The organism is Kitasatospora sp. NRRL B-11411 (genome assembly GCF_000721345.1).
Taxonomy (GTDB): Bacteria; Actinomycetota; Actinomycetes; order Streptomycetales; family Streptomycetaceae; genus Kitasatospora; species Kitasatospora cineracea.
In genome coordinates, this window is sequence record NZ_JOGH01000081.1 from 1 (window position 1) to 14,942 (window position 14,942).

Below are 14,942 nucleotides of genomic sequence, written 5' to 3' on the forward strand. Positions count from 1 at the left end.
GCGGGGGGCGGGTGCCGGCGGGGGCGGGGCGGGGGGCGCGGAGCAGCGGGACGACGATCTCGGTGCTGCGGCCGTGGTTCCAGCCGAGTCCGGCGCCGTCCGCGGTGAGGTCCTGGAAGAGCTGGAACCGCGGTTCGGGGGCGGTGAGTTCGGCGCGCAGCAGGTCGGTGTCCCAGTCCTCGCGCAGGTCGATCGGGAACATCCGGTCGTTGCTGGCGATCTGCAGCCGGTCGGGCACCCGGTAGCGCTCGCGCCAGGCCCGCAGGCCCTCGGTCCAGGCGGCGGGTCCGGCGGTGCGGGCGGCGTCGCGCAGGCGGCGGCCGGGGAGCCAGCGGCGCGGGGCGGCGAGGACCCGGCCGTGGCGGACGGCGGGCAGGTAGGGCAGGGTGTCCAGGCCCGCCCAGTCCCAGCCGGACCAGACCCGGGGGCGGGCGGCGGCCAGGTCGGCCAGGAAGCGGGCGACGGGCGGGGCCTGGGCGTCCAGGGCGAGCATGTGCGGGAAGACCGGGACGACGGGGCGGCCGGTGTCGGGGTGGAGCAGGCGCAGGCCGTCCTCGCCGGCGGCGACCAGCAGGGTGCGCCAGTCCAGGCAGTGCGGGTCGCCGCGGTCGGCGGCGACGCCGATCGGCAGGCGGTGCGGGAGCAGGGGCGGCACCTGGACGATGTTGAGCGAGCGCGGGTCGCGCGGGGCGAGTTCGACCTGGACGGGCAGGGCGCCGTCGTCGGCGGGTCCGGCGGCGAGGGCGGCCAGGTCGGCGGTGAGGCCGGTGAGGTCGGCGAACCGGCCGGCGGTGGCGCCGGCCGTCCAGGAGCCGGTGTGCGGGCTGCCGAGCAGCAGGAACTCGCCGCGGTCGAGGGCGGCGGCGGAGTCGGCGAGGAGTTGGAAGCAGAGTTCCAGGGTGCGCGGCGGGCGGCTGCTGCCCGGGGTGTGGCCGGCGGCGTCGGCGAGCCGGGCGAGGTCGGCGTCGTCGAGGACCAGGTCGGTGCCGGCCAGCACGGCCTGCTGGACGAGTTCGGCGACGGCGTTGCGGCGCGGCCGGTCGGCGTCGTCGCCGGGGCCGGAGCGGGAGTGGGCGGGCGCGGCGCCGCCGTACTCGGGCGGCAGGCCGAGGCCGCGGTGCGGGTCGGCGAGGTCGGCGAGCGGGACGGCGCAGGCGGTGCCGTAGTGCTCGACGAAGCGGTCCCGGTAGTCGCGCAGGTGGTCGAGGGTGGTCCACTCGGGGGTGATCGCCCAGATCGCGGCGGCGTAGCGGCGCACCTCCTCGCCGACCGCGGCGGGCAGCACCAGGTCGGCGCCGGTGCGCAGGTCGACCTGGACGGGCGGGCGTTCGCCGGCCCGGTCGTCGGGGTCGAGGGCGCGGACCTGTTCCAGCAGGTGCCGCCAGGAGGCGAGCCCTTCGCCGGGGCGGTCGCGCTCGTGGGCGGTGGCGGCGGCGCGGACGGCGCGCAGTCCTTCGGCGGCGGCGGGGACGGCGCCGTCGAGGGCGGTGTCGATCCGGTCCAGCAGGGCGTCGTCGACGCGGTGCGGGGTGAGCGAGGTGAGCAGGAAGCCGTGCTGGACGAGTCCGGCGAGCAGGCCGTCGATCCGTTCGGGGGCGACGGCGGGGAAGCGCGCGGTGAGGTCGGCGAGCAGGTCGGCGTACCCGACGGGGCGGGCGGCGGCCTCGCGGACCCGGGTGACCAGCGGGTTGTCGCGCACCGAGACCTCGCGTTCGCCGGTGTGCCGCAGCAGGCGGCCGTCGCGCAGCACGGTCAGGTCGTCGAGGACGACGTCGACCCGGCGGCGGACCTCGGGGACGGCGAGCCAGTCCAGCACCCGGCGGTGCAGCCAGCCGCCGTCGAGGCGGACCCTGACCTGCCCGGGGCCGGGCGGCGGGACGTCGGCGGCGGCCCCGAACCGGGCCCGGCCGACGCCGGCGAACAGGCCGAACGGGGTGGGGCGGCCGCCGGAGCGGCGGGCGTAGCGGGTGAGGGTGCGGGCGGCGCTGGCGGTGCGCTTGCGGCCGAGGGCGGCGGCGCCGCCGGGTTCGCCGAGCCGTTGCAGGCTGAGCGCGAGGCTGCCGCTGGCGACCTCGACGGCCTGGCGCAGCAGCGGGTCGGCGGCGAGGCGGCGCGCGCCCGGGACGGGGTCGGCCGGGTCGATCCGGGTCTCGGTGCCGGTCCGCGGGGTGCCGGCCGTCCGGACCAGGACCGGTTCCCGGACGTCGAACAGGTCGGGCTCTGCGCGCACGTTCGTCGGGCTCCTCGGGTTCACGGGTGGGGAGGGAGCGGAGAGCGGCTGGTCAGGGTGCTGGCACACCAGGCACCGGCCGGGTTCGCGGGTGGGGAGGGAGCGGAGAGCGCGGGGCGGGCCGCAGCCCGCCCCGCGCGAGGACTACCGGGCGCCGGTCAGCAGCAGACCGGGCAGCGGGTGCCGATGGCGTAGCTGCTCGGCGAGGTGTAGGTGCCCCGGCCGAACTCCTCGGTCTGCTCCGCGACGTCCGCGATGCGCAGGTCCAGGTCGAAGTCGGTGGTGTCGGACTGCACGGTGGTGTCGGTGCGCATATCCCCTCCTGAGGGCTCGTGGGTCCGCCCGGACGGTGGTCCGGGCCGCGGCCGGCTCGAACGGTGGTCCGGTCCGGCGCGAGGCACCACTGTTCCCCGGCTTCCCACCATGTGGTGAGTGCCGTCCCGGCCAACCTCCGCCCCACCCGTACCGCTCCGCCCCCGGCGCCCCCGGCCTGCACTTCCGTCCCTCGCGCCGCGTCCGGGGGGTGTCCGTTCCCGGTGACCGGACCGGTTCGGGGTTTCAGTACCGGAAACCGGGATCACCACTGCTCCCGGCCGCGCACGAACCACTTCGGGGGCGCGCGCGGCGGGTGTCCACGGCCGCAGCCGGCGGCTTGACCGAAACTTGACGAAAACCTGTCACTGCACGGCGGCGGGACCCCGTCCGGGGTCCCGCCGCCGTGGGGGCCTCCGGGCCCCTGCGCCGCGCCCTACCTGCGGCGTGCCGTCATGCCCGCGAAGACCATGCCGACCGCGGCCAGGGCCAGGCAGGTCATGACGCCGCCGGTGATGACGTTGGTCAGGATGGTCCGGCGGACGTGCGCGCCGCCGTTGACCGCCCAGGGGGCGATGACCGTCCAGGCGCCGATCGCCACGCACGCCCAGGCCCGGGCGTGGGTGCGGCCGAAGGCGGAGCCGTAGCCGGCCATCAGGACGGCGTAGGCGATGCCGAGCACCAGGTTGCTGATGGCCAGCCCGGTGAAGCCGGAGAAGCCGACCACCCAGGGGGAGATCGCCAGGAAGAGTCCGGCGCAGACGGCGAGTGCTTCCGTCCCCTGCCCGGCGGTGGTGGATGTGACGCGCTCCGCGTGTTCACGCAGGGCCAGGATGTCCGGATGGTGTTCCATGCCCGAGGGCGTATGGGTCGACACCGGGACCACCTCCTCGTAGTCGGGACATGCGAGCCAATTGGTCGCTACCCGCCCTGGGCGGTAAATAACGCTACCCACCGGTTTGTCCTTATTTTTTTCTTATGCCCCGGAACGGGCGCATACCGGACCGTGACCCGGATCACCCTTGAGGTTGACCCGAGGTCAAGGTGGAGGCTCCTCGCAAGCAACCGCCCACGCGAAGGAGCACCCGCCATGACCACCTCCCGCCCCGCCCTGCGCGCCGCGCTCGACGACCTGCTCGGGTCCGGCTTCCTCTCCGTCCAGCTGCGGGTGAACGACGAGCACGGCGAGTGGGTCGCCGCCGCGGGCGCCCGCGAGCTGGGGCGGCCCGCCGGGGCCGTCCCGGACGGGCACTTCCGGATCGGCAGCAGCACCAAGAGCTTCGTCGCCACCGTGGTCCTGCTGCTGGTCGCGGAGGGCCGCCTCGGTCTGGACGACCCGGTGGCCGACCGGCTGCCGGAGTTCGGGCTCGACCCGCGGATCACCGTCCGGATGCTGCTCCAGCACACCAGCGGGGTCTTCAACCACACCGGCGAGCTGCTGCCGGACGGAACGGTGGTGCCGGGCGTGCCGTGGCGGGGCGCGGAGTGGGTGGCCGACCGGTTCCGCACGTACCCGCCCGAGGACCTGGTGCGGCTCTCGCTGTCCCACCCCGCCCGGTTCGAGCCCGGCACCGGCTGGAGCTACTCGAACACCAACTACGTGCTGGCCCGGCTGGTCGCCGAACGCGCCGCCGGCCGCCCGTTCGCCGCGGAGCTGCGGCGGCTGGTGCTGGCCCCGCTGGGGCTGACCGGCACCTTCGCACCGGGCACCGACCCGGAGCTGCCCGCACCGCACAACCACGGCTACTACCGGTACGAGGACGGCGGCCGGGAGCACACCCTCGACGTCACCCGGCAGAACCCGTCCTGGGTCGGCGCCGGCGGCGACCTGGTCTCCACCACCCGTGACCTGCACCTGTACTTCTCCGCCCTGCTGGGCGGCCGGCTGCTGCCGCCGGAGCTGCTGGCCGCGATGCGCACCCCGGAGCCGACCGCCGGGTACGGCCTGGGGCTGTTCGTCCAGGAGACCGCGGGCGGGACGGTCCTCCACCACCACGGCGCGACGATGGGCTCGGCGGCCCTGATGCTCGGCTCCGCCGACGGCACCCGGACGGTGACCGCCGGACTCACCTGGGTGGACGACCCGGACCTGACCATCGCCCCCGCCTTCCAGCGGGCCCAGCAGCACTTCACGGACGCGGTGTCCTGCGGCAGGCTGGGCGGATGAGCGACGGGGTGACGATCGGGCAGGCGGCGGCGTTCGCGGGGGTCACGGTGAAGACGGTGCGGCACTACCACCGGCTCGGCCTGGTCGCCGAACCGCCCCGCGACGCCTCCGGCTACCGGCGGTACGGCTCCGAGGAACTGCTGCGGCTGGTGCAGGTGCGGACACTGGCCGCCGCGGGCGTGCCGCTGGCCGAGGCGGGCGGGCTGCTGGACGCCGACACCGAGGGCTTCGGCGCCGCGCTGACCGATGTCGAACGGCGGCTCACCGAGCGGATCGAGGAGCTGTCGGCCCGGCGCGCGACCCTGCACCGGCTCGCCGACGGCGACCGGGCCCTGCTCCCCGACCGGGCCTGCGCCGTCCTGCAGCGGATCCGCGACCTGGGCTTCGACCCCGCCTACGTGGCCGCGCAGCGCGAGGCCCTGGTCCTGGCCCGGGCCCTGCTGCCCCGGGGCTTCGACGCCTTCCTCGCCCAGCTCGCCGACCGCTTCGACGACCCCGAGTACGTCGAACTGGCCCGGCGCGGCCGGGAGGCGGAAACCTGGGAGCCGGACGACCCGCGGCTGGCGGAACTCGCCGACGCCATGGCCGCCCACCACCTGGCCCGCGCCGCCCGCCCCGACAGCCGGGACGGCCTGCGGGCCTGGACCGGCTCCGCCGCCCAGTACGACCTGGTCAACCGCCACCGCACCACCCAGGCCCCCGCCGCAGCCCGCCTGACCGAACTCACCGAAGCCCGCCTGCACGCCGCCGGCATCCGCACCCCCCACCGCTGACGGCCACCCCGCACCATCAACCGCCCCTGCCCGCACGCATCCTGACACCGGCCGCCCCCACCCGGGCACAGCCTCGACGCCGACAGCCCCCCGACGCCGACAGACCCTCGGCCCCGGCCGACCCTCCGACTCCGGCCCCTCCCCCGTCCCCACCGGCCGTTCCCACCCCGGGCACAGCCCCGGCGGTGCCGACGTACCGTGGGAAGTGGAGAGGTTCCCGCCATGCACTTCACCGACCGGGCCGACGCGGGCCGCCGTCTCGCCGCGGTCCTGCTGTCCGAGGCGCCCGAACTGCGCGGCGCCGTCGTGGTCGCGCTGCCGCGCGGCGGCGCGCCGGTGGCCGCCGAGGTGGCGGCCGCGCTGGGTGCGGAGCTGGACGTGTGCGTGGTGCGCAAGGTGGGGGTGCCGGGGCAGCCCGAGGTGGCGATGGGGGCGGTGGGCGAGGACGGCGCCCGGGTGGTGAACCAGCAGGTGGTGGACGCGGCGGGCGTCCCGCCGGAGGCGTTCGCGGCGGCCGAGGCCCGGGAGCGGTCCGAGCTGGCCCGGCGCGCGGCGCTCTACCGGGGCGGTCGGGCGCCGGTGCCGCTGGCCGGGCGGACGGTGCTGGTGGTGGACGACGGGGTGGCGACCGGCGCGTCCGCGCGGGCGGCCTGCCGGATCGTCCGGGCCCGCGGCGCCGCCCGGGTGGTGCTGGCGGTGCCGGTCGCCCCGCCCGGCTGGGCCCGGCAGTTGGGCGACGCGGCGGACGGCTACCTGGCGGTGGACACCCCGGACGGGTTCGCCGCGGTCGGCGCGTTCTACCGGGACTTCCGGCAGACCACGGACGCCGAGGTGCTGGCCGCGCTCGACCGGGCCGGACCGCCGAAGACAGCCGGGCCCGCCCGGCAGGAGCTCCGGCTCGGCACCGGGGCGGCCGACCTCGCCGTGCCCGAACACCCGCGGGGCGTCGTGCTGTTCGCGCACGGCAGCGGCTCGGGGCGGGACAGCCCGCGCAACCGCGCGGTCGCCGCGCACCTGCACCGGGAGCGGCTGGCGACCGTGCTGTTCGACCTGCTGACGCCCGGCGAGGCGGACGAGCGCTGGAAGGTGTTCGACCCGGGCCTGCTGGGCGGGCGGCTGGCCGGGGCGACCCGGGAGGCGCTGCGCCACCCGGCGCTGGCGGGCCTGCCGTACGGCTGGTTCGGGGCGAGCACCGGCGCGGCGGCGGCGCTGTGGGCGGCGGCCGAGCCGGACAGCGCCCCGGCGGCGATCGTGGCCCGCGGCGGCCGGCCGGACCTCGCGGAGGCCCGGCTGCCGCTGGTGACGGTGCCGACGCTGCTGATCGTCGGCGGCGCGGACCAGGAGGTGCTGGAGTGGAACCGGCAGGCCCGGGCCGAACTGGGCGGCGAGAGCGCCCTGCAGGTCGTCCCGGGCGCCGGCCACCTGTTCGAGGAGCCCGGCGCGCTGGAGGCGGTCGCCGCACTGGCGGCGGGCTGGTTCGTCCGGCACTTCCCGCCCGGCCGGGGAGGCGATCGGGTGGAGCACTGAGCAATCCGTACAGCCCGGACCCGGTCCGGCTGCTCATCTTGTACACATTGAGCAGCCGGAATCGGACCTGTTGCCCACCCCACCGAGCAGGAGCAAGCTCTGCGCAACCGACCTCGACGTGGAGGAATGCCCCATGACCGCCGACGCCGCTGTTGAACTGACCCCCGAGGAGCTGCAGGCCGGTCTGACGGCCGAGCAGCTGCGCACCCTGGTGGGCCTGGTGGAGTACGACGCCTCGACCGACCCGTTCCCGGTGACCGCCCAGGACGCGGTCGTCTTCGTGGTCGGCAACGCGACCCAGACGGCGCAGTTCTACCAGGCCGTGTTCGGCATGGAGCTGGTCGCCTACTCGGGCCCGGAGACCGGCCGCCGCGACCGCAAGTCGTTCGTGCTGCGCTCGGGCTCCTGCCGCTTCGTGATCGAGGGCGGCGTGACGCCGGACAGCCCGCTGCTGGACCACCACCGCCGGCACGGCGACGGCGTGGTCGACCTGGCGATGGAGGTCCCGGACGTGGACAAGTGCATCGCGCACGCCCGCGCCCAGGGCGCCACCGTCCTGGAGGAGCCCAACGACGTCTCGGACGAGCACGGCACCGTGCGCCGCGCGGCCATCGCCGCGTACGGCGAGACCCGGCACACCCTGGTCGACCGCTCCCGCTACACCGGCCCGTACCTGCCCGGCTACGTCGCCCGCGAGTCGACGGTGGTCCGCCCCGAGGGCGCGCCGAAGCGGCTGTTCCAGGCGCTGGACCACGCGGTGGGCAACGTGGAGCTCGGCAAGATGGACGAGTGGGTGTCGTTCTACAACCGGGTGATGGGCTTCGTGAACATGGCGGAGTTCGTCGGCGACGACATCGCCACCGACTACTCGGCGCTGATGTCGAAGGTCGTGGCGAGCGGCAACCACCGGGTGAAGTTCCCGCTGAACGAGCCGGCGATCGCGAAGAAGAAGTCGCAGATCGACGAGTACCTGGAGTTCTACACCGGCCCGGGCTGCCAGCACATGGCGCTGGCCACCAACGACATCCTGACCACCGTGGACGTGCTGCGCTCGCGCGGCGTCGAGTTCCTCTCCACCCCGGACTCGTACTACGAGGACCCGGAGCTGCGCGAGCGGATCGGCCACGTCCGGGCCCCGATCGAGGAGCTGCAGTCGCGCGGCATCCTGGTGGACCGCGACGAGGACGGCTACCTGCTGCAGATCTTCACCAAGCCGATCGGCGACCGGCCGACCGTCTTCTACGAGTTCATCGAGCGGCACGGTTCGCTGGGCTTCGGCAAGGGCAACTTCAAGGCGCTCTTCGAGGCCATCGAGCGCGAGCAGGACCGGCGCGGCAACCTCTGACGGAGAGTCACGGACGACAGGGAGAGACAGGGCGATGGCGTACTACCGGCAGCTGGGCTCGGTGCCGCCCAAGCGGCACACCCAGCACCGCACCCCCGAGGGGGGCCTGTACTACGAGGAGCTGATGGGCGAGGAGGGCTTCTCCTCGGACTCCTCGCTGCTGTACCACCGGTACATCCCCTCGGCGGTGACGGCCGCCGCGGTGTGGGAGCTGCCGAGCCAAGCGACCACCGCCAACCTCCCGCTGCTCCCCCGCCACCTCAAGCTGCACGAGCTGTTCCCCGGCGAGGAGTGGAAGTCGGCGGACGCCGTCACCGGCCGCCGGCTCGTCCTCGGCAACGCGGACGTCCGGATCTCCTACGTCGCGGCGGGCGCGCCCAGCGAGCTGTACCGCAACGGGCTCGGCGACGAGTGCGTGTACGTGGAGTCCGGAACGGCCGTGCTGGAGACGGTGTTCGGGACGATCGCGGTCGGGCAGGGCGACTACGTGCTGATCCCGCGGGCCACCACCCACCGCTGGGTGCCGACCGGGGACGCCCCGCTGCGCGCGTACTGCATCGAGGCGAACAGCCACATCACCCCGGCCCGCCGCTACCTGTCGAAGTTCGGCCAGCTGCTGGAGCACGCCCCGTTCTGCGAACGGGACCTGCGCGGGCCGCAGGGCCCGCTGCTGGTGGACGGCGGCGAGGTGGACGTGCTGGTCAAGCACCGCGGCCCGGGCGGCGTGGTCGGCACCCGCTACACGGTGCCGAACCACCCGTTCGACGTGGTGGGCTGGGACGGCTGCCTGTACCCGTACGCGTTCAACATCGCGGACTACGAGCCGATCACCGGGCGGGTGCACCAGCCGCCGCCGGCCCACCAGGTGTTCGAGGGCACCAACTTCGTGATCTGCAACTTCGTGCCGCGCAAGGTGGACTACCACCCGCTGTCGATCCCCGTGCCGTACTACCACGCGAACGTGGACAGCGACGAGGTGATGTTCTACTGCGGCGGCAACTACGAGGCCCGCAAGGGCTCCGGCATCGGACAGGGGTCGATCTCGCTGCACCCCGGCGGCCACACCCACGGGCCGCAGCCGGGCGCCTACGAGCGCTCGATCGGCGTGGAGTTCTTCGACGAGCTGGCGGTGATGGTGGACACCTTCCGCCCGCTGGAGCTCGGCGAGGCCGCCACGGCCAGCGAGGACCCGAACTACGCGTGGACCTGGGCGAGGCGATGAACGTACCCGAGCTGTACCGGGGGCTGTTCGACGACGCGGCGGTCTTCCCGCCCGGCGACCTGCCGCTGGCCGAGGCCGTCCCCGCGCACCGGGCGCACCGCGCCGCCCGGTACGCGGCGGCGGTCGGCCCGCTGCTCGCCCCCGTCGACCTGCTGGCCGAACTGCGGGAGCTGGAGCCGGAGTTCGAGGTCGGCCTGGTGGTCGGCCCGGGCCGGCTGGCCGAGGCGCTGAAGGCCGCGGACGGCCTGCGGGTCGCCACCGTCGAGTACGCGCCGGGCCCGGACGTCCGGGCCGCGGTCGCCGAACTGGACGCGCTGCTGCCCGAGGGCGTCGGGGCGGCCGTCGAACTGCCCCGCTCGGAGCGGCTGGAGGACGGCCTGGACGCCCTGGCCGGCACCCGCTACCGCGCCAAGTACCGTACCGGTGGCCTCGGTTACGCCGCCTTCCCGTCGGTGACCGAGCTGGCCGGCTTCCTGCGGGGCTGCGCCGAGCGCGCCCTGCCGTACAAGTGCACGGCGGGGCTGCACCACGCGGTGCGGCACACCGACCTGGGCACCGGCTACGAGCACCACGGCTTCCTCAACCTCCTTCTGGCGGCCGGGAGTCCGAGCCGCGAGCAGGCCGTCGAGCTGCTCGCCGAACGGGACGGGGCCCGACTGGCCACCGCCGTCGAGTCGCTGACGGAGCGTCAGATCCTCGACATCCGCGCCTCTTTCACCTCGTTCGGCACCTGTAGCATCACCGAGCCGCTGGAAGACCTCGCCCGACTCGGCCTCCTGGAGACCCCTTGAGCACCACCGCCACCTGGCTCGACCTGCCCGCCGACTCCCCGTACGGCGTCCACAACCTCCCCTACGGCGTGTTCACCGCCGCCGACCGGCCCGGCCGGCGGCGGATCGGCGTCCGGATCGGGGAGCTGGTGCTGGACGCCGGGGCGGCCGCCCGGGCGGTCGGCGCGCCGTCCGCGCTGCTGGACGCGGAGAGCCTCAACCCGCTGATGGCGTCCGGCCGTTCGACCTGGCGGGCGGTGCGCGCGGCGCTCACCTCCTGGCTCACCGACGAGGCGCACCGGGACGCCGTCGGGCCCTGCCTGCTGCCGCTGGCGGACGTCCGGCTGCACCTGCCGTTCGAGGTCGCCGACTACGTCGACTTCTACGCCTCCGAGCACCACGCCACCAACCTCGGGAAGATCTTCCGCCCGGGCCAGGAACCGCTGACCCCGAACTGGAAGCACCTGCCGATCGGCTACCACGGCCGGGCCGGCACCGTGGTGGTCTCCGGCACCCCGGTGGCCCGCCCGCACGGCCAGCGCAAGGCCCCCGCCGACGCCGCGCCGAGCTTCGGCCCGTCCCTGCGCCTGGACATCGAGGCCGAGGTCGCCTTCGTGGTCGGCACGCCCAGCGAACTGGGCCGGCCGGTCGCGCTGGACGGCTTCGCCGAGCACGTGTTCGGCGTCTGCCTGCTCAACGACTGGTCCGCGCGCGACCTCCAGGCCTGGGAGTACGTGCCGCTCGGCCCGTTCCTCGGCAAGTCCTTCGCCACCTCGGTCGCCCCCTGGGTGGTGCCGCTGGAGGCGCTGGAGCACGCCCGGGTCGAGCCCCCGGCCCGCGACGTGGAACCGCTGCCCTACCTGGACGACCGCAAGGCCGAGCCCTGGGGCCTGGACCTGGCGATGGAGGTCTCGCTGAACGGCCACCCGGTCTCCCGGCCGCCGTTCGCCGGCATGTACTGGACCGCCGCCCAGCAGCTCGCCCACCTCACCGTCAACGGCGCCAACCTGCGCACCGGCGACCTGTACGGCTCCGGCACGGTCTCCGGCCCCGAGCCGGAGCAGCGCGGCTCGCTGATCGAGCTGTCCTGGAACGGCACCCGGCCGCTCGAACTGCCCGACGGCACCAGCCGCACCTTCCTGGAGGACGGCGACGAGGTGTCCATCACCGCCACCGCCCCCGGACCGGGGGGCCTGCGGGTCGGGTTCGGCGAGGTCACCGGAAGGATCACCGGCTGACCCGCCGACCGGGCGATCGGCCGACCTGACAGCAGGCCGGTCGTCCGGCGTGCTGCGGAAGCGTCAACGGCGCGTCCGCAGCACGCCGCCGAACGGGTGAGGTTCCGGGGCCGCAAACCCCTCCGCCACTAGAAGTTGACCCGACGAAAACCCCGCGGCCGCCCCCGAGCCGGGCCTCCCACGCCCGGCGCCGAAGGAGCGGACCGCGACCGTTCGCGGACAACTCTCTTCCCCGGAGGAACCCCCGATGATGAAGCTGCGCACCCTGGTCTGCGGAGCCGCGCTCGCCGCCGCCAACCTGCTGCTGCCCGTTCCCCAGGCCCAGGCCGCCCCGCTGACCCCGCACCCCGTGATGCTCTGCGGCTTCGCCCCGCGCCCCGCCGTCCCCGCCGCCCCCGTGCTGCTCGCCACCCCGCTGCGCCCCTGCTGACCGGCCCCGTCCCCGCCACCGCCGCACCCGGGCCCGCCGACCTGCCAGGCGGGCCCGGTACGGTGCACCGAAGGATCTTCGTACTTTCCGGACGGACGGGAGCGGTGGGAGCGATGGGAGCGGTGGCGATGGGAACCCCACAGGGCGGGCAGGACGTGCTGATCGGGCGAGCCGGCCCGCTCGGCCGGATCACCCTCAACCGGCCGCGCGCCCTCAACTCCCTCACCCGCCCGATGCTGGAGACCGTCCGCGCCGCCCTGGACGCCTGGGCCGCCGACGACACCGTGACGGCCGTCCTGCTCGACGGCGCGGGCGAACGCGGCCTGTGCGCGGGCGCCGACATCCGGGCCATCCACGACGACGCCAAGCGCGGCGGCGCCGGCGGCCGGGCCTTCTTCCGGGTCGAGTACCCGCTCAACGAACTCGTCTCCCGCTACCCCAAGCCGTACGTCGCCCTGATGGACGGCATCACCATGGGCGGCGGCGTCGGCCTCGCCGGACACGCCGGCATCCGGGTCGTCACCGAACGCTCCGCCGTCGCCATGCCCGAGACCCGGATCGGCCTGGTCCCCGACGTCGGCGGCAGCCGGCTGCTCGCCCTCGCCCCCGGCGAACTCGGCACCCACGTCGCCCTCACCGCCGCCACCATGACCGCCGGCGACGCCCTGCACTGCGGCTTCGCCGACCACTACCTGCCCTCCACCGCCCTGCCCGCCCTCACCGACCGCCTCGCCGCCGGCGACACCCCCGCCAAGGCCGTCGCCGAACTCGCCGCCCCCGCCCCGCCCTCCGCGCTCGCCGAGCAGCACGAGTGGATCGACCACTGCTACGCCGCCGACAGCGTCGAGGAGATCCTGGAACGCCTGCACGCCACCGGCCTGCCCGCCGCCGCGGACGCCGCCGCCCAGCTGCGCGCCAAGTCCCCCACCATGCTCAAGGTGACCCTGGCCGCGCTGCGCCGGGCCCGCACCCTGCCCTCGCTGGCCGCCACCCTCGACCAGGAGTACCGGATCTCCTGCGCCGCCCTGGCCCACCACGACCTGGTCGAGGGCATCCGCGCCCAGGTCGTCGACAAGGACCGCGACCCGCACTGGTCCCCCGCCACCCTGGCCGAGGTCACCCCCGCCGACGTGGCCCGCTTCTTCGCCGCCCCCGAGAGCGGCGACCTGCACCTGGCCGGATGACACCGGGGTGACCATCGTCTCGCCTGTCGAGACTGGCATCCGGCGCGGCGTTCGGAGATCGTATCCAGCGGCAGAGGTTCCGCTCAGCGTGGAGAGGAAGAAACGGCGATGACCGAGTACGAGACGATCCTGGTCGACCGCAAGGGCCGGGTCGGCATCATCACCCTCAACCGGCCCAAGGCGCTCAACGCGCTCAGCACCGAACTCATGAACGAGGTGGTGGCGGCCGCCAAGTCCTTCGACCGCGACCCGGAGATCGGCGCCCTGGTGATCACCGGCTCCGCCAAGGCGTTCGCCGCCGGCGCCGACATCAAGGAGATGCAGGACAACCGCTTCCCCGAGGTCTACCTCGACGACTGGCTCGGCCCCTGGGACGAGCTCGGCCGCCTGCGCAAGCCGGTCATCGCCGCGGTCGCGGGCTACGCGCTCGGCGGCGGCTGCGAGTTGGCGATGCTCTGCGACATCCTGATCGCCGCCGACACCGCGAAGTTCGGCCAGCCCGAGATCACCCTCGGCGTCATCCCCGGCATCGGCGGCTCCCAGCGCCTGACCCGCGCCGTCGGCAAGGCCAAGGCCATGGATCTGTGCCTGACCGGCCGCACCATGGGCGCCGAGGAGGCCGAACGGGCCGGCCTGGTCTCCCGGATCGTCCCCGCCGACCAACTCCTCCCCGAGGCCCTCGCCACCGCCGAGAAGGTCGCCGCCATGTCCCTCCCCGCCGCCGTCATGATGAAGGAATCCGTCAACCGCGCCTTCGAAACCACCCTCGCCGAGGGCGTCCGCTTCGAACGCCGCCTCTTCCACGCCGCCTTCGCCACCGCCGACCAGAAGGAGGGCATGACCGCCTTCGCCGAGAAGCGCCCGGCCTCCTTCACCAACAAGTAACCCCCCGCAGGGGAAAGCCCCGCAGGGGAAAGCCCCGCAGGGGAAAGCCCCGCAGGGGAAAGCCCCGCAGGGGAAAGCCCCGCAGGGGAAATGAGGGCGGTGGTGATCGCCTTCAGGGTCGGCTTGTAGGTGAGCGTGCCGGCGAGGCGTTCCAGTTCGGTGCGGGCGTCCGGGCCGCCGAGGGTGGTGAGGGCGCGGATGGTGGCCGCGGCGGTCAGGGGGGAGCGGGGGCCGAGGCCGCGGCAGCGGATCAGAGCGGTTTCGGCCAGGGTGGCGAGGGCCCGGGCGGTGTCGGGGTGCGGTGGGGTGAGGGTGAGGAGGGCGGCGAGCCCTTGCAGGGCGCGCCAGTTGAACGGGTCGGGGTCGTGCAGGGCCGGGCCGGAGCGGTGGAAGGACGCGACCGCGTCGCGTCGCGGCTCTCCGGTCAGGGCGAACCACTCCGCGGCGGCCGCGCGCAGCCGTTCCGGCCCGACGGCGTCCACCAGCGGCTGTCCGGCCCGCAGCCATGTCGCGGTGGGCTTGGCCCCGGTCGCGGTGGCGGCGTGGGCCAGCAGTTCCCGCCAGCCGGCCCGGGCTCCGGGCCCGGCGGCGGCCAGGTCGGCGAGCGCCCGGTCCGCCCACGGCTCGCCGGGGTTGACCGCCGGTTCGGTGAACTGCCGTGCCAGCGCCGGGAGTTCGGCCGGGTCGGAGGCCAGGACGGCCGAGCGCCGGACGGTCGCCACCACCGCGTCGGGCAGCTGCCGCCCGGCGGCCAGTTCGGTCTCCACCAGGGCGGTCAGTCGCCAGCCTTCCCACAGGGCCAGCCGTCCGGCCGCCTCGGCCAGGAGCGGTTCCCGCCAGGGCGCCAGCTGCCGGGCCG

13 protein-coding genes are annotated in these 14,942 nt (G+C 75.1%); 10 read left to right on the top strand and 3 right to left on the bottom strand.

Annotated features, from left to right (window positions below):
- The 3 genes from IH44_RS0127780 to IH44_RS0127790 all read right to left on the bottom strand — a co-directional run.
- Positions 1-2,230: lantibiotic dehydratase family protein (locus IH44_RS0127780; protein ID WP_030462490.1), on the bottom strand; the 2,230-nt coding region annotated here is incomplete at its 3' end.
- 158 nt (positions 2,231-2,388) lie between these two features.
- Positions 2,389-2,544, bottom strand: coding sequence for an SCO0268 family class II lanthipeptide (lanA, locus tag IH44_RS43745; RefSeq protein ID WP_063759696.1), 156 nt, complete (start codon positions 2,542-2,544; stop codon positions 2,389-2,391).
- A gap of 434 nt (positions 2,545-2,978) precedes the next feature.
- Positions 2,979-3,395, bottom strand: coding sequence for an SPW repeat protein (locus tag IH44_RS0127790; RefSeq protein WP_232795118.1), 417 nt, complete (start codon positions 3,393-3,395; stop codon positions 2,979-2,981).
- Between the two features lie 237 nt (positions 3,396-3,632).
- On the opposite strand from IH44_RS0127790, the gene IH44_RS0127795 reads away from it, so the two are divergent.
- The 10 genes from IH44_RS0127795 (at position 3,633) to IH44_RS0127840 (ending at position 14,083) form a co-directional block, all read left to right on the top strand.
- Positions 3,633-4,709, top strand: coding sequence for a serine hydrolase (locus IH44_RS0127795; protein WP_030462492.1), 1,077 nt, complete (start codon positions 3,633-3,635; stop codon positions 4,707-4,709).
- Positions 4,706-5,482 (top strand): MerR family transcriptional regulator, encoded by a 777-nt coding sequence (locus IH44_RS0127800; protein WP_030462493.1) that lies wholly within the window; start codon positions 4,706-4,708, stop codon positions 5,480-5,482. The genes IH44_RS0127795 and IH44_RS0127800 overlap by 4 nt, the downstream gene beginning before the upstream one ends.
- Positions 5,483-5,704: 222 nt before the next feature.
- Positions 5,705-7,009, top strand: coding sequence for a phosphoribosyltransferase family protein (locus tag IH44_RS0127805; RefSeq protein WP_030462494.1), 1,305 nt, complete (start codon positions 5,705-5,707; stop codon positions 7,007-7,009).
- A 133-nt stretch (positions 7,010-7,142) separates the two neighbouring features.
- A complete protein-coding gene (hppD, locus tag IH44_RS0127810; RefSeq protein ID WP_030462495.1) occupies positions 7,143-8,354 on the top strand; it encodes a 4-hydroxyphenylpyruvate dioxygenase in 1,212 nt (403 codons plus the stop codon).
- 34 nt (positions 8,355-8,388) lie between these two features.
- Positions 8,389-9,576: a homogentisate 1,2-dioxygenase gene (locus tag IH44_RS0127815; protein ID WP_030462496.1), complete on the top strand. Its 1,188-nt coding sequence runs from the start codon at positions 8,389-8,391 to the stop codon at positions 9,574-9,576.
- The gene (locus IH44_RS0127820; protein ID WP_232795119.1) at positions 9,555-10,367 is read left to right on the top strand and encodes a hypothetical protein; all 813 of its coding nucleotides are present in this window, start codon (positions 9,555-9,557) and stop codon (positions 10,365-10,367) included. The genes IH44_RS0127815 and IH44_RS0127820 overlap by 22 nt, the downstream gene beginning before the upstream one ends.
- The gene (fahA, locus tag IH44_RS0127825; RefSeq protein WP_030462498.1) at positions 10,364-11,584 is read left to right on the top strand and encodes a fumarylacetoacetase; all 1,221 of its coding nucleotides are present in this window, start codon (positions 10,364-10,366) and stop codon (positions 11,582-11,584) included. Before IH44_RS0127820 ends, fahA begins: the two co-directional genes overlap by 4 nt.
- 247 nt (positions 11,585-11,831) lie before the next feature.
- Positions 11,832-12,014, top strand: coding sequence for a hypothetical protein (locus IH44_RS0127830; protein WP_030462499.1), 183 nt, complete (start codon positions 11,832-11,834; stop codon positions 12,012-12,014).
- A gap of 128 nt (positions 12,015-12,142) precedes the next feature.
- Entirely contained in the window at positions 12,143-13,198 is a 1,056-nt protein-coding gene (locus IH44_RS0127835; RefSeq protein ID WP_030462500.1) for an enoyl-CoA hydratase/isomerase family protein, read from the top strand.
- A 108-nt stretch (positions 13,199-13,306) separates the two neighbouring features.
- Positions 13,307-14,083: an enoyl-CoA hydratase gene (locus IH44_RS0127840; protein ID WP_030462501.1), complete on the top strand. Its 777-nt coding sequence runs from the start codon at positions 13,307-13,309 to the stop codon at positions 14,081-14,083.
- The last annotated feature ends 859 nt before the right edge of the window (positions 14,084-14,942 follow it).